This window comes from Brevundimonas sp. Leaf168 (assembly GCF_001423685.1).
Taxonomy (GTDB): domain Bacteria; phylum Pseudomonadota; class Alphaproteobacteria; order Caulobacterales; family Caulobacteraceae; genus Brevundimonas; species Brevundimonas vesicularis_C.
Genome location: NZ_LMOY01000001.1, coordinates 42,876 through 58,114 on the forward strand (window position 1 = coordinate 42,876; position 15,239 = coordinate 58,114).

19 protein-coding genes and 2 tRNA genes are annotated in these 15,239 nt (G+C 66.6%); 12 read left to right on the top strand and 9 right to left on the bottom strand.

What is annotated here, in order from left to right; all coding sequences use genetic code 11:
* The first annotated feature begins 51 nt into the window (after window positions 1-51).
* Window positions 52-1,368 carry a YihY/virulence factor BrkB family protein gene (locus tag ASF81_RS00180; RefSeq protein WP_235559166.1) on the top strand — a complete coding sequence of 439 codons (1,317 nt, stop codon included), beginning with the start codon at window positions 52-54 and terminating at the stop codon, window positions 1,366-1,368.
* Here ASF81_RS00180 and hslU read toward each other — a convergent pair.
* Window positions 1,358-2,659 carry an ATP-dependent protease ATPase subunit HslU gene (gene hslU / locus ASF81_RS00185; protein ID WP_055803249.1) on the bottom strand — a complete coding sequence of 434 codons (1,302 nt, stop codon included), beginning with the start codon at window positions 2,657-2,659 and terminating at the stop codon, window positions 1,358-1,360. The genes ASF81_RS00180 and hslU overlap by 11 nt on opposite strands.
* An 81-nt stretch (window positions 2,660-2,740) precedes the next feature.
* On the bottom strand, window positions 2,741-3,358 hold the full coding sequence (locus ASF81_RS00190; RefSeq protein WP_200932815.1) for a TetR/AcrR family transcriptional regulator: 618 nt from the start codon (window positions 3,356-3,358) through the stop codon (window positions 2,741-2,743).
* 76 nt (window positions 3,359-3,434) lie between these two features.
* On the opposite strand from ASF81_RS00190, the gene ASF81_RS00195 reads away from it, so the two are divergent.
* On the top strand, window positions 3,435-4,511 hold the full coding sequence (locus ASF81_RS00195; protein WP_055803256.1) for an aldo/keto reductase: 1,077 nt from the start codon (window positions 3,435-3,437) through the stop codon (window positions 4,509-4,511).
* A gap of 66 nt (window positions 4,512-4,577) precedes the next feature.
* On the opposite strand, the gene ppa is transcribed toward ASF81_RS00195, so the two are convergent.
* Window positions 4,578-5,138, bottom strand: coding sequence for an inorganic diphosphatase (gene ppa, locus ASF81_RS00200; protein ID WP_055805249.1), 561 nt, complete (start codon window positions 5,136-5,138; stop codon window positions 4,578-4,580).
* A gap of 139 nt (window positions 5,139-5,277) precedes the next feature.
* Here ppa and ASF81_RS00205 point away from each other — a divergent pair, with 139 nt between their 5' ends.
* A complete protein-coding gene (locus tag ASF81_RS00205; RefSeq protein WP_055803258.1) occupies window positions 5,278-5,961 on the top strand; it encodes a DUF599 domain-containing protein in 684 nt (227 codons plus the stop codon).
* Window positions 5,962-6,220: 259 nt separating this feature from the next.
* Here ASF81_RS00205 and ASF81_RS00210 read toward each other — a convergent pair whose 3' ends face one another.
* The gene (locus tag ASF81_RS00210; protein WP_055803262.1) at window positions 6,221-7,045 is read right to left on the bottom strand and encodes an N-formylglutamate amidohydrolase; all 825 of its coding nucleotides are present in this window, start codon (window positions 7,043-7,045) and stop codon (window positions 6,221-6,223) included.
* 112 nt (window positions 7,046-7,157) lie between these two features.
* Between ASF81_RS00210 and cpdR the strand changes: the two genes are divergently transcribed.
* Both cpdR and ASF81_RS00220 read left to right on the top strand, forming a co-directional pair.
* The gene (gene cpdR / locus ASF81_RS00215) at window positions 7,158-7,514 is read left to right on the top strand and encodes a cell cycle two-component system response regulator CpdR (protein ID WP_017506825.1); all 357 of its coding nucleotides are present in this window, start codon (window positions 7,158-7,160) and stop codon (window positions 7,512-7,514) included.
* A 136-nt stretch (window positions 7,515-7,650) separates the two neighbouring features.
* Window positions 7,651-7,725: transfer RNA gene (locus ASF81_RS00220), tRNA-Val, on the top strand.
* 52 nt (window positions 7,726-7,777) lie between these two features.
* Here ASF81_RS00220 and ASF81_RS00225 read toward each other — a convergent pair.
* Together ASF81_RS00225 and ASF81_RS14935 are read right to left on the bottom strand one after the other, a co-directional pair.
* Entirely contained in the window at window positions 7,778-8,440 is a 663-nt protein-coding gene (locus ASF81_RS00225) for a DNA polymerase III subunit epsilon (RefSeq protein WP_235559168.1), read from the bottom strand.
* Between the two features lie 188 nt (window positions 8,441-8,628).
* The gene (locus tag ASF81_RS14935) at window positions 8,629-8,772 is read right to left on the bottom strand and encodes a hypothetical protein (protein WP_156363095.1); all 144 of its coding nucleotides are present in this window, start codon (window positions 8,770-8,772) and stop codon (window positions 8,629-8,631) included.
* Window positions 8,773-8,919: 147 nt separating this feature from the next.
* Between ASF81_RS14935 and ASF81_RS00230 the strand changes: the two genes are divergently transcribed.
* Window positions 8,920-9,573 (top strand): DUF1345 domain-containing protein, encoded by a 654-nt coding sequence (locus ASF81_RS00230; protein WP_055803268.1) that lies wholly within the window; start codon window positions 8,920-8,922, stop codon window positions 9,571-9,573.
* An 18-nt stretch (window positions 9,574-9,591) separates the two neighbouring features.
* Here the strand turns inward: ASF81_RS00230 and ASF81_RS00235 are convergent, their stop codons facing one another.
* The gene (locus ASF81_RS00235) at window positions 9,592-9,843 is read right to left on the bottom strand and encodes a DUF2171 domain-containing protein (RefSeq protein ID WP_055805252.1); all 252 of its coding nucleotides are present in this window, start codon (window positions 9,841-9,843) and stop codon (window positions 9,592-9,594) included.
* A 178-nt stretch (window positions 9,844-10,021) separates the two neighbouring features.
* On the opposite strand from ASF81_RS00235, the gene rsgA reads away from it, so the two are divergent.
* Together rsgA and ASF81_RS00245 are read left to right on the top strand one after the other, a co-directional pair.
* Window positions 10,022-11,098 carry a ribosome small subunit-dependent GTPase A gene (rsgA, locus tag ASF81_RS00240; RefSeq protein WP_055803272.1) on the top strand — a complete coding sequence of 359 codons (1,077 nt, stop codon included), beginning with the start codon at window positions 10,022-10,024 and terminating at the stop codon, window positions 11,096-11,098.
* 80 nt (window positions 11,099-11,178) lie between these two features.
* Window positions 11,179-11,502 carry a hypothetical protein gene (locus ASF81_RS00245; protein WP_055803275.1) on the top strand — a complete coding sequence of 108 codons (324 nt, stop codon included), beginning with the start codon at window positions 11,179-11,181 and terminating at the stop codon, window positions 11,500-11,502.
* A gap of 165 nt (window positions 11,503-11,667) precedes the next feature.
* On the opposite strand, the gene ASF81_RS00250 is transcribed toward ASF81_RS00245, so the two are convergent.
* Window positions 11,668-11,743: transfer RNA gene (locus ASF81_RS00250), tRNA-Ala, on the bottom strand.
* A gap of 290 nt (window positions 11,744-12,033) precedes the next feature.
* Window positions 12,034-12,495 carry a TIGR02300 family protein gene (locus ASF81_RS00255; protein ID WP_055752793.1) on the bottom strand — a complete coding sequence of 154 codons (462 nt, stop codon included), beginning with the start codon at window positions 12,493-12,495 and terminating at the stop codon, window positions 12,034-12,036.
* Between the two features lie 122 nt (window positions 12,496-12,617).
* Here ASF81_RS00255 and aroA point away from each other — a divergent pair, with 122 nt between their 5' ends.
* From aroA to cmk, 4 genes are all read left to right on the top strand, one after another.
* On the top strand, window positions 12,618-13,940 hold the full coding sequence (gene aroA, locus ASF81_RS00260; RefSeq protein WP_369814893.1) for a 3-phosphoshikimate 1-carboxyvinyltransferase: 1,323 nt from the start codon (window positions 12,618-12,620) through the stop codon (window positions 13,938-13,940).
* A 5-nt stretch (window positions 13,941-13,945) separates the two neighbouring features.
* The gene (locus ASF81_RS00265; protein ID WP_156363096.1) at window positions 13,946-14,206 is read left to right on the top strand and encodes a hypothetical protein; all 261 of its coding nucleotides are present in this window, start codon (window positions 13,946-13,948) and stop codon (window positions 14,204-14,206) included.
* Window positions 14,197-14,484 (top strand): hypothetical protein, encoded by a 288-nt coding sequence (locus tag ASF81_RS00270; RefSeq protein WP_055803282.1) that lies wholly within the window; start codon window positions 14,197-14,199, stop codon window positions 14,482-14,484. Before ASF81_RS00265 ends, ASF81_RS00270 begins: the two co-directional genes overlap by 10 nt.
* A gap of 100 nt (window positions 14,485-14,584) precedes the next feature.
* Complete coding sequence (cmk, locus tag ASF81_RS00275) at window positions 14,585-15,229, top strand: (d)CMP kinase (RefSeq protein WP_055803286.1); 645 nt, start codon at window positions 14,585-14,587, stop codon at window positions 15,227-15,229.
* Window positions 15,230-15,239 lie beyond the last annotated feature (10 nt).

Below are 15,239 nucleotides of genomic sequence, written 5' to 3' on the forward strand. Positions count from 1 at the left end.
GGCCCGGCCCGGCGCCGATTTCAAGCGCGACGGGAGGAACGCGAGGCCAGCTTGACCGTTCGCGTCGGGATGACTGCGCGCCGCCCCTCCCGCCTCGCCCCGCTTCGCAACCTGTTCGCCCGGGCGCCTGCCCGGTCGCCGGCGCCGGTCGAGCGCGGCCGGGTGTGGAAGTTCCTGGCCGCCGCCGGCGGGGGTCTGGCCGCCGGCGCCGGCGCCGCACACCTGCTCTACAGCCAGGGGCACAAGGTCGGGGTCGAGCTGCGCGCCCCACGCCCCGAGCCCCTGCCGCCCAAGGTCCCCACGCCCGAGGACTATGAGGCCCAGGAGCCCGGTCGCGGCCGCATGGCCAAACGGCCCGAGCACATTCCTCACAGGGGCTGGTCCGACATCGTCTGGCGCACCGGCGGGTCTTATTTCGGCGACCGGGTCGGCTTCGTCGCCGGCGGCGTGACCTTCTTCACCCTGCTGTCGCTGTTCCCGCTCTTGGGGACGTTCGTCACCCTCTACGGCCTGTTCGCCGATCCGGCCGACGCCTGGGGCCGGCTGCAGTTCCTCTACGCCCTGCTGCCCGACAGCATCGCCGAGTTCCTGGGCGGGGAGATGCAGCGGCTGGCCGAGAACTCCAACAGCCAGCTGACCTTCACCTTGGCCTGGACCCTGGCCCTGTCGCTGTGGACCGCCAACGGGGCGGTCAAGGTGCTGTTCTACGGCCTGAACGTCGCCTACCACGAGGTCGAGCGCCGCAACATCGTGCGCTACAACCTGATCTGCATGGCCTTCACCGTCGGGGCCATCATCGCCGTGCTGCTGACCTCGGTCCTTGTCGTCGGCGTGCCGGTGGTGGTGCGGCTGTTCGGGCTGGAGGAGGAGTGGGGCCTGATCGCCCCGCTGCGCTGGCCGCTGCTGCTGGCGGGCTATATCGCGGCCCTGACCGTCATCTACCGCTATGGCCCCTGCCGTCAGCGCGCGCGCTGGCGCTGGGTCACGCCGGGCGCGATCTTCGCGGCGGTGCTCAGCCTGACCGTGTCCTTCCTGTTCAGCTGGTATCTGTCCAACTTCGTGCGGACCGACAGCTACGGCCCGCTGGCGGCCATGATGGGTTTCCTGCTGTGGACCTGGCTGTCGGTGCAGGTGATCCTGATGGGCGCCGAGCTGAACGCCGAGATCGAGCACCAGACCGCCGTGGACACCACGACCGGCAAGCCCCTGCCGATCGGCGAGCGGGGCGCCAAGGTCGCCGACAGCATCGGCGCCCGGCGCGGCAACCCCGCCGCTCTCGCCTTCACCCAGCGCCAGGCCGAGCGGGTGGCGGACCGCCTGCGCGGCCGCCAGAACCGCAAGGCCGCCGAGCGCGTCGCTACAGAATGAAGCGGCTCAGATCGACGTCCTTGGTGAGGGCGTCCATCTTCTCGCGCACAGCGTCGCCGTCGAAGGTCACGGTCTGGCCCGACAGGTCCGAGGCCTTGAAGCTGGTTTCCTCCAGCACCCGCTCCATCACGGTCTGAAGCCGGCGCGCGCCGATGTTCTCGACCGCGCTGTTGGCCGCCACCGCCGCATCGGCCATCGCCTCGACCGCATCGTCGGTGAAGGTCAGGGTCACGTCTTCGGTCGCCAGCAGGGCCTGGTTCTGACGGATCAGATTGGCCTCCGGCTCGGTCAGGATGCGCTTGAAGTCGTCGCGCGTCAGGGCCTTCAGCTCGACCCGGATCGGCAACCGTCCCTGAAGCTCGGGCAGCAGGTCGCTGGGCTTGGCGACGTGGAAGGCGCCCGAGGCGATGAACAGCACATGGTCGGTCTTCACCGGCCCGTACTTCGTCGAGACCGTGGTGCCCTCGATCAGGGGCAGCAGGTCGCGCTGCACCCCCTCACGCGACACGTCGGCGCCGGACGCGCCCCGGCGAGCAGCCACCTTGTCGATCTCGTCCAGGAAGACGATGCCCTCGTTCTCGGCCAGTTTCAGCGCCTCTTGCGTCAGGCTGTCCTGATCCAGCAGCTTGTCGCCCTCTTCGGCGATCAGGGGCGTCGTCGCATCGCGCACCGTCAGCTTGACGGTCTTGGTGCGCCCGCCGCCCATCTTCCCCAGCATCTCCGACAGGTTCAGCAGGCCGACGTTGCCGCCGCCTGGAATGTCCAGGCCCTGGATCGGCGAGGCGGTGTCCGCCAGCGAGATCTCGATCTCCTTGTCGTCCAGCTCTCCGGCGCGCAGCTTCTTCCTGAAACTGTCCCGCGTCGCCGGCCCCGCGCCCGGTCCGACCAGGGCGTCCAGAATCCGGTCCTCGGCGGCGGCCTCGGCCTTGGCCCGCACGTCGCCGCGCCGGCGCTCGCGCACCATGATCAGCGCGCTTTCGACCAGGTCGCGCACGATCTGATCCACGTCTCGGCCGACATAGCCGACCTCGGTGAACTTGGTCGCCTCGACCTTCAGGAAAGGCGAGCCCGCCAGCCGCGCCAGGCGACGCGCGATCTCGGTCTTGCCGACGCCGGTGGGGCCGATCATCAGGATGTTCTTGGGCGTCACCTCGTCGCGCAGATCCGCCGGCACGCGCTTCCTGCGCCAACGGTTCCTCAGGGCCACGGCGACAGCTCGCTTGGCGTCGTTCTGGCCGACGATATAGCGATCCAGTTCGGAGACGATCTCGCGGGGGGTCAGTTCAGTCATGCGACGCAGATAGGAGAGGCCGAACCGTTGCGGGAGAGGGCGGGGCGTCGCAGCGACTGTTTTCACATTCGCGCCGTCGTCTTATCGCGCGTCGCCGGGCCAGGCCTGCAGCGAAGACTCGGCGATCGCCAGCAATGCAGGCCGTTCCATCCCGTCTCGCGCCAGGACAGACATGCCTTGCATCACCGCCATGACCAGACCTGCCAGCGCGGCGGCATCCGTGGCAGGCGGCAGGCGGTCCGCCTGAATGTCCTGATCAATCTTCGCCTGAAGTCTGCGCCGAACGCCGCGGCGGATGTCCGCCACGACCCGCTGCACATCGGCCGAGGCCGCCGAGCCGCTGGCCGTCGCGCTGGCCATCAGACAGCCACTGGGCGTGTCCTCGCCCGTATAGGTGCAGGCTGCAGCGGTCATCAGGCTGCGCGCCGCTTCCAGAGCGCTGGGCGCGGCGCCAATCCCGTCGGCCATCGCCTGAGGGTCGCCCGCATAGAGGCGCACAGCCTCGAGGAACAACTGCTTCTTATCGCCGAACGCGGCGTACAGACTGGGCGCTGTAATCCCCATCGCCACCGTCAGATCAGCGATGGAGGTCGTCTCGTAGCCGTGACGCCAGAAGGAGAGCATCGCCTGTCGAAGGGCGATATCGCGATCAAAGGACAGCGGGCGGCCGGGGCGACGCGAAGGCTGCGTGGATTCCATAGTGGTCACTATAAAACATCTTGACCTGCGGCGCCACCACGCTCACTGGTTTTGTAGTGATCGCTAGGAAAACAAGATGTTATTGATCGATTATCGCACGCTCGGCCGATCGGGCCTGGTCGTCAGTCCGCTCGCCCTTGGGGCGATGACCTTTGGATCGGGGGAGTGGGGCGCCGATGAAGCCGAGGCGCGACGGGTGTTTCAGGCCTATCGCGAAGCGGGTGGTAACTTCGTCGACACCGCAGACATCTACGCCGCAGGCGAGAGCGAACGCCTGGTCGGACAGTTCATCAGGGAGGCCGGAGCCCGCGACGAGGTCGTGCTGTCCACCAAGTTCGCCTTCAACGGATCGGCCAGTCCGTTGACGACAGCCCAGGCCGGCAGGGGAAATCCCAACGCCGGCGGGGCCGGGGCCAAGAACATCCATCGCGCGCTGAATGCGTCATTGCAGCGCCTGGGGACCGACTACGTCGATCTGTACTGGATGCACATCTGGGACGGCGTGACCCCTATCGAGGAGATCGTTCAGACCCTGGGCGACCTCGTTCGCGCGGGCAAGATCCGCTATTTCGCCCTGTCGGACGTGCCGGCTTGGCTGGCCATGAAGGCGGCGACCCTGGCCGTCGAGCGGCGAGCGCCGGCGCCGATTGCGATCCAGGTGGAGTATTCACTCGTCGCCCGCGACATCGAGGCCGAACACATCCCGGCCGCGCTTGAAGGCGGCATGGGCGTCATGCCGTGGAGTCCACTGGCCGGCGGCTTCCTGACCGGCAAATACCGACGCGAGGATACGACGAACACCGGACGTCTCAGCGGGGCCAATCCGTTTGGGCAGAGCAAGTTCGTCGATCGGAATTGGGACGTGCTTGAAACGCTGAAAGCCGTCGCGAAGGAAACCGATCGATCGCCGGCGCAGGTGGCGCTGAGATGGGTGATGCAGCGCCCTGGCGTGGCCTCCACCCTGGTCGGCGTGCGCACCGCGGCCCAACTGGCGGGCAATATCGCCGCCGCCGCGTTCCAACTGAGCGACGAACAGATGTCGCGTTTGAACGCCGCCAGCGCCCCGACGCCGGGCTTCACCCTTGGTCTGACGGCTCCGGCGATCCGCCGCATGGTCCTTGGCGGCAACGACGTGTCGGGCTGGCGCGAATAATCGCCCAGCAAAAAGGCGTCCCCTGATCGGAGGACGCCTTAAGGCTTCAAGCGCTTATCGCCCGTATCAGGCGGCGTTGGCGGCCTTGTTCTTGGCCAGCTTGTCCTGGTGGGCCTGCATGCCTTTGGCGATCAGGTCGGCCGCCTCGCCGGCGTCGCCCCAGCCCTCGACCTTGACCGACTTGCCCTTCTCCAGATCCTTGTAGCGGGTGAAGAAGTGCTCGATCTGCTCGATCAGGATGGCCGGCAGCTGACGATAGCTGGCGATCTCGGTGTAATAGGGATTCAGCTTGTCGACCGGCACGGCCAGGATCTTCTCGTCGCCGCCGGCCTCGTCCACCATCTTCAGCACGCCGATGGGGCGCGAACGGATCACGCAGCCCGGAACGACCGGCGTCGGGTTCAGCACGATCACGTCGCAGGGGTCGCCGTCGTCCGACAGGGTATGCGGCACGAAGCCGTAGTTGCCCGGATAGTACATGGCGGTGTGCAGGAAGCGGTCGACGAACAGGGCGCCCGAGGCCTTGTCCATCTCGTATTTCACCGGCAGGCCGCCCTGTGGAATTTCGATGATGACGTTGATGTCCCAGGGAGCGTTCGGGCCGACGGGAATGGCGTCGAGGTTCATGGCGGGTCTTTGCTGCGACTGCGAAACTTTGAAAGGCGAAGGGTGATAGGCTCCCCGGCCCGTCACGGCAAGGGCGACCTGTGGCGAACACGGGCCCGGCGGACTTGCGTCGCGGCGCATCATCGCGGACATCTGGATCATGACCTGGACCGATTGGGCGGCGCTGGCCCTCTTCTTCATCTGCTGGCTGGGATACAGCCCCATCCTGGCTTTCATCAGCCGACGGGGCGGCTCGCTGAACCAAGACATGGAGCATGTCCGCGCGGCCTGGATGCAGTCCATGACCCATCGCGAGATGAAGCTGATCGACAGCCAGCTGATGGGTCATTCGATCAACTCCGCCTCCTTCTTCGCCTCCACCAACTTGCTGCTGATCGCGGCGGTCGCAGGCATCCTGTTCGGCGGCGAGAGCGCGCTTCAGGGGTTCGCCGCCGTCGGCGCCGAAAACGTGCCGATGAAGATTCTGGAGGCAAAGCTTGCGCTGGTCCTGATCTGCCTGGCGCGCGGCTTTCTGGATTTCATCTGGGCGCTGCGTCAGATGAACTACGCCCTGGCGCTGATCGGCGCGGCGCCGGAGATCCACACCAAGACCGACCGCAAGGCCTTCAGCGAGGCGGCGGGCCAGCTTTTGAACCCGGCGCTCAGTTCCTTCAGTCAGGGTGTGCGCGGCTATTACTTCGCCCTGGCGGCGGCGGCCTGGCTGTTCGGACCGCTGTGGCTGGCCTTGGGCGTGGCGTCCTCGTTCGGCCTGTTGATCTATCGCCAGGAGGCGTCACCCGCCGCCCGCGCCATTCGCAACGCACGGCGGTTGTTGGACAACTGAACCGATCCTTTCGCAGTTGCGAGATTGAGCGCCCGTCCGACTTTCGTCGAAAGAGAGCCGTCTTGTCAGGCGACTCGCCATATGTGCGTAACAAGGCGTGACAATGCGGGCGCTCATGGGTCTTGACCCATTGTGCATCGCAACCTAAGTTGATCTCTGACGCCTCCGGGCGTCTTGCCCTTCCTGGGCGTTTCCTCCCTATAGACTTTTAATGCCGCACCCTCGGGTGCGGCTTTTTTTTGATCTGATCAGCGATCAGTCAGGCCGACCACGCGTCTGCGCACAGGGCGGCGATCACGCGGGATAGGGCCTTTTGCGTCCTGGCGTAGGTCGCGTTGGGGGCCAGCGTCGTCTCGTCCAGATAGAGTTTGCGGCTCAGTTCGATCTGGATGGCCTCATAGTCCTCGTCCGGCCGTCCCCAGCGCTGGGTGGACCAACCGCCGGCGTAGGGATGGTTCTGCGCAACGCGCCAGCCCAAGCCCTCGAACAACTCGCGCAGCCGCCGGCTGAGCCGCGCACTGCACGCCGAGCCGTAACGATCGCCCAGCACGACTTCGGCCCCGACGGCGCGCGCCGGCATCGAATGCCAGTCGATCAGCACCGCCCGTCCGTGCGTCGCGCGCGTCGTCTGCATCCGTTCGCCCAAGGCTTGGTGATAGGGGGCGTGGACCCTGGCGATGCGGTGCGTGGCCTCCGCCAACGTCAGCCGGCGCGCGTAAAGCGGCGTCCCGTCGCCGGCCAATCGGGGGATCACGCCATAACCGGCGGCCGTCTTGGCTCCCACCGGCCCGTCCAGATCCTCGATCAAGGCCGGGTCAAGCTCGGACGGATCACGGTTCAGATCAACATAGGCCCGGCCGAGCCGCCCTTCGATCAGCGCGGCGCCTCTGAGCGGTCCCTCTGCGACCAAGCGCCCGACCAGGGCGTCCTCGGCGCTTTTCAGGCTGGCGCGCGACAGGTCCGGCGCGGCGCCCATGTCGTCGGGATAGAGGTCGCCGGAGTGGGGCGAGGCGAACACCAGCGCAGTCGCGGGCGCGTCCGCCGCCGGGTCGGTGATCGAAAAGCTGTCGCCGCCGTCGGTCATGCTTCCGCTTAGCGCGTTTCGCTGTGGAAGGAAGTCGGCTGATCGGCGAATTTCATCGGCGGTTTACCGTTCGGGCTCTAGGTTTGCGGTCTGTTTCAAGGGTGTTTTTCGAATGGCGCGTATTCTCCTGGCCGAAGATGACGGTTCGTTGCGCGGATTTCTGACGCGCGCGCTGGAGCGGGCAGGCCACCAGGTCATCGACTGCGAGAACGGCGACGACGCGATCGACGCCTTGGAACACGGTCCCTACGATCTGCTGCTGACCGACATCGTCATGCCGGGCGCCGACGGGATCGAGGTCGCCCGCGTCGCCGCCGCCCGCCAACCCGGCCTGCGCATCATGTTTATCACCGGCTTCGCCGCCGTGGCCCTGACCGCCGCGCAGGCCACGCCAGACGCCAAGGTTCTGTCCAAGCCCGTCCACCTGCGCGATCTGGTCAATGAGGTCGAGCGGATGGTCGCGGCCTGAACCTTCGCTGCGACTGGGCCGAGCGGCGTTTGGTGAGAAATCGCATTCTTGCCGCTAAATCGGCTTGATGCCGACCGGCCTCGCCGCTATACGACCGCTCTTCCCGCTCCGAAGACGTTTTTCGGAGCCCTACGGCGGATGCGTAGCTCAGCGGGAGAGCACCTCGTTGACATCGAGGGGGTCACAGGTTCAATCCCTGTCGCGTCCACCATTTCTCTTTCTTTTCAGATTAGTCGCCATCAGCCCTGGCTGGCGCTCGCGCGCTAGAGCAGCCATCCCTGGTCCGACGTCCGCACGACCGTGTCGGTCATCAGGCCGCGGAGGCGAAGCTCGGTCGCGGCGGTGAAGGCGATGTCGATGTCGCGCCCCGACGCCAGGATATGAAGCCGGTCAGCATCCACCGTGCTCCACGCCTTGCCGCGTTCAGGGCCCGCGGGCACGCGGGGCAACAGTCCAGGTTCGCGGCTCCAGGCCAGAAGCTGCTCGACGGTCGTCTGGTTCAGCATGTCGCGCAGATGGTGGGCGGTAACATAGGCGTCGGGCAGGGCGCGATGCGCAGGCAGGCCCAACTCGTGCACCAATCCCTCGGGCCGGCGCAGATAGCGCAGCATCTGGTTGGAGAAGCGCGGCAGGTCGGGCCACAGCCGCAGGGCGCATTTCCACGTGCAGATCCACTTTGCGCCGCCTGACAGGGCAGGGGTGCAATACCGCTGCTCGAAGCTGGCGCGGTGAGCCGCCAGCGTGATCACGCCCGTGTCCGGGCGAAGGATGGGCGGCGCGACGGCCTTCCAATAGCCGGCGTCACGAACCCACTCGTCCAGAATGTGGTGGACCGCCATGGTGTCGGGCGAAATCGGCCGGCCGGGATTTACGAAACGGGCGCCGCGCGTCGCATCCAGACGCCATGGGCCGGCCCCGTCACGCACAACGTCCTGCCAGCCGATCTCGCAGACGTCCTGAGGGCCGGATCCGGCCGTCTCCAGGTCGATGACGCGGATGCGTTGGGGGGATGGCGTGAAGTCGGTCAGGGCGTCCTCGGCGTGGGGTTCACACCTGACAACGCCTGGGACGCCGGATTCGGTCCGGCGTCTGAAAAGACCGCGACGGCGGGGCCTCAGCTCGGCAGGCGGATCGATCCGTGCGGCATGACGGTCATCACGGCCCAGAGGCCGATCAGCACCACGGGCGAGGCGATCAAGGCCCGCCGACAGCGATGCGCTAGATAGAGAGCCTCGCCGATCACGATCGACACCAGCATTCGCGTTTCCCCCGAAACGATAAGCGACACTTCTATGACGTCGCCGACAGACGTGTCCCTCAATGAGACGACAAGACTTTTGGTCGCCGCCTCTCAGCAGGCCGCGTGGTCGCTGGACGTGCGGCCAGGAATGCGCAATCTCGCGGCATGGGATCTGTCGCGCGCCTGTTCCGTCTGCATTTGTCGCTATGGCTCGGGCTTCTGGTCCTGGCGGCCGTCGCGGCGCTGGCGCCGGCCAGCCTCGGCTGGCCGATGCGACTGGCGGCCGGCTGGGACGCGGGCGTGGCGACCTTCCTCCTCGCGACCTTTGCGCGGATATTCCGGGCGCGTTCTCAGGAGGCGATGCGACGCCGCGCGGCGGAACTGGATCAGGCCGGCGTTCTGGTTCTGCCGCTCAGCACGGCGGCGGCCGTCGCCAGCGTCGTGGTCCTGGTCCTCGCCATGGTGGCCAGCGACGGCAAGCCGACGGTCGGGCAGGCGGTCTTTTCAGTGTGCACCGTCGGCCTGTCGTGGTTGTACGTGCACATCATCTTCGCCTTGCATTACGCCCACGGCTTCTATGCCCCGCGTGACGACGGCAAGGGCGATCAGGGCGGGCTGATCTTTCCGGGTGAGGAGGACGCGGACTACTGGGACTTTCTACACTTCGCCTTGATCATCGGCGTGGCGAACCAGACGGCCGATGTGCAGATTTCCAGCCGCAAGCTGCGCGGCCTGGCGACGTTTCACAGTCTGATCGCCTGGTTCTTCAACGCCGTCATCCTGGCTCTGACGGTCAATCTGGCCGCCACGCTGCTTTAGGCACGCGGAGCCGTTCGGTCAGAGATCGACCGGGCGACCGGATTCTTCTTCTTCAAGCGTGACGGCGACATCGGCGTTGGCCGACAGGCGTACCTTGTCGCCCTCGACGCCGGCGACGAAACCGTTCTCGATATAGTGGTGGTGATCGGCGTGGGCGCCGGTGTTCTCGCGCCGTGTCAGCTTGATCCGGTCGCTCTCGACCCGGTCCACGACGCCGACGTGCACGCCGTCGGCTCCGATGACTTCCATGCCTTCCTTGATCTCGCTCATCGCCGTTCTTTCCTCGCTGAACATCGTCTCGATAGCGGAGCGCCGCCGACCGACATTTCGTTCCCGAGGCGCCGGGACGGCGAGCATGCTTGTTCGCGGCCCCGCCGACTGGCAAGGCTTTGGGACAGTGTTCAGCACAAGCCGGCTGAGGAGCGCGAGCGACAGGGATGCCGTTGACTTGATCGAACAGTATGGATGGTCCGAGGTCTGGGCGACGGCGTTCGCGCCGCATGCCCATGCCGGCCACGCGCCGGGCCGCGTCATCCTCCAGCATCGCAACGGCTATCTGGTCGTCACGGATGCGGGCGAGCTTCAGGCCAAGGCGTCCGGCCGACTGCGGCACGAAGCCCAGGAGACTGGGCCCCCTGCGGTGGGCGACTGGGTGGCGCTGTCGCTGAACCCTCAGGACGGCGCCGCCACCATCCACGCCGTCCTGCCTCGCCGCACGGCCTTCGTGAGACGGGCGGCCGACAGCGTGCGTCGAACCCAGATCCTGGCGGCCAATATCGACGTGGCCTTTGTCGTCACCTCGATGAATGCGGATCTGAATCCGCGCCGGATACAGCGTTTCCTGGCTGCCGCGATGGACAGCGGAGCGCGGCCTGTTCTTGTTCTGACGAAGTCAGATCTCAGCGCCGACCCCCAGGCCGAGGCCGCTCAGGTGGCGGCGCTGGAGACGCAGACCCTGGTCCTGACCGTCTCGGCGCGCGAAGGCGTCGGCCTTGAGGCGCTGCGTCTTCAGGTGAAGCCGGGCGAGACCTGTGTCCTGATCGGCTCGTCGGGTGTCGGCAAGTCCACCCTGGTCAACGCCTTCCTGAACGAGGATCGGATGGCGACCCAGGCGATCCGCGCATCCGACGACCAGGGACGGCATACAACCAGCCATCGCCAGCTGATCCCGCTACCCGGCGGCGGTCTCATCATCGACACGCCCGGCATCCGCGAAGTGGGCCTGATCGACGCCGAAGAGGGTGTGGAAGCGGTCTTCGACGATATCGAACATCTGATGCAGGAGTGCCGCTTCACCAACTGCGGCCATGTGAGCGAGCCGGGATGCGCTGTCCAGGCGGCCCTGGCGGACGGCACGCTGGAGGGACCGCGCTGGGCGCATTTCCAGAAGCTGAAGTCGGAACTGGCGGCCGCAGGGGACAAGGCGGAACGGATCGCCAAGGCTGCGGAACGCCGGCGGCTGGGCGGCTTGCAGAAGGTCTATCGCGCGACGAAGCGCAACGATCGCGGCGGGGCCGATCGATAGCGTCGATGGCGCAACCGAATTTCGACGTGTTGCGGGGCCAAACGGGCTAGGTGAAGTCCTTAGACTTAAGAAAGATCACCATGTCCGCATTCACCATCGTCACCACCAGCGCCGTTCAGGGCAGCGAGGCCGCAGAGGTCAACACGTTGACGGACGACTTTTCCGACGCCAGCGAGGCGGTGGGCTATGCACGCCGCATGGCCGACGAGATGATCGACATGGCCGATCAGCTGCTTCTGGATTTCGATTACAGCAATGTCGGCGTCTATGAGGGCGACCTGCTGGACGAAGACGTCACCCCGGATCACCCCGCGCTGATCGGCGTCTGGGTGTTGGATGAAGAAGGCTCGGCCTTCGTGCCGGCCGAAGAGTTCCGGCAAGGGTCGACCGAAGTCGAGAACTGACCGGCGGCTATCGCGGCGGGAGGTTCGGATCGAGCCGCCTGCCGCATTCGTCATCGGACGATAGACGAGCGCCTAGTCGCGCGCCCAGTGGCGACTTCTGCGGATCGAAAATGTGGGTGAGGATGGCCGTCCCTCCGAACACCTTGCGGTGCTCGGAGGTGACGATGGTGGAGCTTAGCGGAGTCGAACCGCTGACCTCTTGCATGCCATGCAAGCGCTCTACCAACTGAGCTAAAGCCCCGGACCTGTCGGTCTGGATCGCCCGGTTCATCTTGCGATGGCCCCCGGCGAGGCGGCGGAAACTAGGTCAGGCTTTTTCTGCGATCAAGCCCGTTTCGAGATTTATTTTCACCGCGTTTCCAAAGGTGAAAATACGCAGATTTTTCAAACCGAAAGGTGTGAAAGGCATGCTGTCCCGCCGCGTCTCCCTAACGGGAAATGCGGCGGGTGCAACAAGAATCTGAGCCAGATCGCGAGAAGCCCACAGCAAGTTGGGCTTCAAGTCGCGCGATGCGCGATAGGCTCAAGAATTTAGTCGTCGTCGCGCGACGGCTTGGCGATCTCGTCATCGATCGAGTCGTCGTCTTCGTCCTCGATGAACGGCACGGAGTCGTCATCGTCGTCGGCCAGCAGATCGTCGTCGCCGTCGGTCGAGCCCATGCCGGCTTCTTCCGAGGCGTCAGCCGGGGAGTCTTCGTCCTCGTCGTCCGGCGTGAGGATCGGCTCGTGGCCTTCCTCGTCGATTTCCGGCGTCTTGACGTCGTCTTCCTCGTCCTCGTCGCCGTCGACCTTCTTGTCCTTGACCTGATCTTCCGTGTCCTCATCGTCGGACGGATAGCCGGGACGGGCGCGGCGGCTGCGCAGCTTCATCGCCTCTTCGGGATCGAAGTCGGTTCCGCATTTGGGGCAGTGTGCGGGGCGACGGTTCAGGTCGTAAAACTTCGCCTGGCAGTTGGGGCAGACCTGTTTGGCGCCCAGTTCGGGATTGGCCACGTTTGGATGCTTTCAACGGGTTGAATTCGGGGCGGTCCCTTGCCACCCCTTTGACCCGCTGTCAAAAGCTGTCTTTCGCGCCGCCCGCGCGGCCCTTCGCACAATACAGCCTGAAGCGGGTGATCATGCCGTCCCAACTGACTTCACGCCGCGCATCCGCCCTGACCGGAAAGGTCCGCGCACCGGGCGACAAGTCGATGTCGCACCGGTCGATGATCCTGGGCGGAATGGCGTCGGGTGTGACCGAGGTCGAGGGCCTTCTGGAAGGCGACGACGTCCTGGCCACCGCCCGTGCAGTCGAAGCCTTCGGCGCCAAGGTCCAGCGGACCGGAGACGGCAGATGGCGGATCGAGGGGGCGGGGGGCTTTAAGACGCCGGCTTCGGTGATCGACTGCGGCAACGCGGGAACCGGGGTGCGCCTGCTGATGGGCGCGGCGGCCGGCTATCCGCTGACGGCGACCTTCGATGGCGACGGCTCGCTGAGAAAGCGGCCGATGAAGCGGGTCACGGGACCCCTGGCGGACATGGGTGCGGCGTTCGACTGGCAGGCGGCCGAGGATCGGCTTCCTGTGGCCCTGACCGGCGGCGCGCTGAAGGCGATCGACTATGTGCAGACGGTGGCCTCGGCCCAGGTGAAGTCGGCCATCCTGCTGGCGGGGCTGAACGCCGAGGGCGTCACCTCGGTGGTCGAGCCCGAAAAGAGCCGTGATCACACCGAGCGGATGCTGCGGGCCTTTGGCGCCGAGGTGAGCGTCGAGGAGAGGGGCGAGGGCTGGAAGGTGACGCTGAAGGGCGGTCAGGCCCTGACCGGGACCTTCGTCGCCGTGCCGGGCGATCCGTCCTCGGCGGCGTTTCCCCTTGCGGCGGGGCTGATCGTGCCGGGGTCGGAGGTCACGGTCGAGGGCGTGATGCTGAACCCGCTTCGCACCGGCCTGTTCGAAACCTGGATCGAGATGGGCGCCGACCTGACCACCACCAACCGGCGTGAGGCCGGGGGCGAAGAGGTCGGCGACATCACCGCCCGTCACTCGTCCCTGAAGGGCGTGGTAGTGCCCGAGGATCGCGCCGCCTCGATGATCGACGAATATCCGATCCTGGCGGCGACGGCGGCCTTTGCGGACGGCGTCACCGTCATGCGCGGCGTGGGTGAAATGCGGGTCAAGGAAAGCGACCGGATTTCGCTGATGGTCGAGGGCCTGCGCGCCTGCGGCGTTCAGGTCGAGGAGGAGCCGGAAGGCTTCATCGTCACCGGCGCCGGCCAGGGCAGGTCGGTGCGTGGCGGCGGCCTGGTCCACACCGCCCACGACCACCGCATCGCCATGAGCCATCTGGTCCTGGGCCTGGCCGCCGAACAGCCGGTCTCGGTCGACGAGCCTGGGATGATCGCCACCAGCTTCCCCGGCTTCGTCGAGATGATGAACGGCCTGGGCGGGCGTATCGCGTGAAGCCCGTGCGCGACGTCGTCGGTCGAGGCATCGCGGTCCTCGGTTTTCTGACCTGTCTGGGCGGAGCTGCCTGGACGGCTTGGATCGTCTGGCAAGGGGTGACGACAGGCCAGGTCTCGGGCAAGCATGGCGCCGTGCATCTTAGGGCCGAGGGCGACGCCTTCTTCTATTCGACCGTGGCGCTGAGCGGCGTCGCCTGTTTGGTTTGGCTGGGTTTGGCGGCCTTCGCGGTCGTGGTTCTGGCGCGTTGGAAGGCATGGTCGTGAACCGGCCGGGGCCGTCGGGCTGGATCAAGCCGATCCTGACGCTGGCGATCGCGATCCTGATCGGCTGGTTCTGCGTGATCGGAGCCCAAGAAATCGTCCAAAGCCTGGATGCCGGGGTGCTGAACAACCGAAAGGGGCCGGACGTTCTGTTGGCGGACCGAACCGTGCTGTTTTGGAGTGTGGTCCCCTTCTATGTGGCGTCGGTTGCGGCCGGGGCGGGCTTGGCGGTCCTGCTGGCCGGCCTTGCAATTCGTGATTTGGTCGGACGCCGAGACTGAGGCCTGCGGCTGGATTGGTCGGGCGATCCTCGCTATCAGGCTCGGCCTCCCGTGCGTTTGGGATCGAGATTGAAATGCGCCACGCGCTGCGGAGACCTGCTTGACCCTGATCATCGCCGTCGACGGACCGGCCGCCTCTGGCAAGGGGACCATCGCCGCGCGTCTGGCCCAGACCTATGGCCTGCCGCATCTGGATACGGGGCTGCTGTACCGAGCCGTGGGCGCAAGGGTGCTGGCGGACGGCGGATCGCTGGATGACGAGGCCGCGGCGACGCAGGCGGCGCGGGGGCTGGATGCGGCAGGTCTATCGGACGATCCGCGCCTGACGACAGGCGAGGCGGGCGAGGCCGCCAGCCGTGTCGCCAGCTTCGCCGGCGTGCGGGCGGCTCTGCTGGAGCTGCAGCAGGCGTTCGCGGCCCAGGCGGGCGGCGCGGTTCTCGACGGACGCGACATCGGCACGGTGATTGCGCCGAACGCTCAGGCCAAATTGTTCGTCACCGCGACGCCCGAGGTGCGGGCCACGCGCCGCTGGAAGCAGCTGACGGCGCGCGGTTCGGACATCGCCTTTGACGCCATGCTGGCCGACATCCAGCGCCGCGACGAGCGCGACGCCGGGCGCGGGGCGGCCCCGATGGTTCAGGCCGATGACGCGGTCTTGCTGGATACGACCGATCTGGGTATAGAGGCCGCCTTCGATGCGGCCCGCCGTATCGTCGAGGCGGCGCGCGCGAAACACGGTCTCTGACCCATCTCGC

Excerpts from the sequence above, each read along its gene's own strand:
- ASF81_RS00195 (WP_055803256.1), top strand. The coding sequence starts at position 3,435 with ATGTTATTGATCGATTATCGCACGCTCGGCCGATCGGGCCTGGTCGTC.
- ppa (WP_055805249.1), bottom strand. The coding sequence starts at position 5,138 with ATGAACCTCGACGCCATTCCCGTCGGCCCGAACGCTCCCTGGGACATC.
- cpdR (WP_017506825.1), top strand. The coding sequence starts at position 7,158 with ATGGCGCGTATTCTCCTGGCCGAAGATGACGGTTCGTTGCGCGGATTT.
- ASF81_RS00245 (WP_055803275.1), top strand. The coding sequence starts at position 11,179 with ATGTCCGCATTCACCATCGTCACCACCAGCGCCGTTCAGGGCAGCGAG.
- ASF81_RS14935 (WP_156363095.1), bottom strand. The coding sequence starts at position 8,772 with ATGCTGGTGTCGATCGTGATCGGCGAGGCTCTCTATCTAGCGCATCGC.
- ASF81_RS00270 (WP_055803282.1), top strand. The coding sequence starts at position 14,197 with ATGGTCGTGAACCGGCCGGGGCCGTCGGGCTGGATCAAGCCGATCCTG.
- ASF81_RS00205 (WP_055803258.1), top strand. The coding sequence starts at position 5,278 with ATGACCTGGACCGATTGGGCGGCGCTGGCCCTCTTCTTCATCTGCTGG.
- ASF81_RS00235 (WP_055805252.1), bottom strand. The coding sequence starts at position 9,843 with ATGAGCGAGATCAAGGAAGGCATGGAAGTCATCGGAGCCGACGGCGTG.
- ASF81_RS00190 (WP_200932815.1), bottom strand. The coding sequence starts at position 3,358 with ATGGAATCCACGCAGCCTTCGCGTCGCCCCGGCCGCCCGCTGTCCTTT.
- hslU (WP_055803249.1), bottom strand. The coding sequence starts at position 2,659 with ATGACTGAACTGACCCCCCGCGAGATCGTCTCCGAACTGGATCGCTAT.
- ASF81_RS00210 (WP_055803262.1), bottom strand. The coding sequence starts at position 7,045 with ATGACCGACGGCGGCGACAGCTTTTCGATCACCGACCCGGCGGCGGAC.
- ASF81_RS00230 (WP_055803268.1), top strand. The coding sequence starts at position 8,920 with ATGGGATCTGTCGCGCGCCTGTTCCGTCTGCATTTGTCGCTATGGCTC.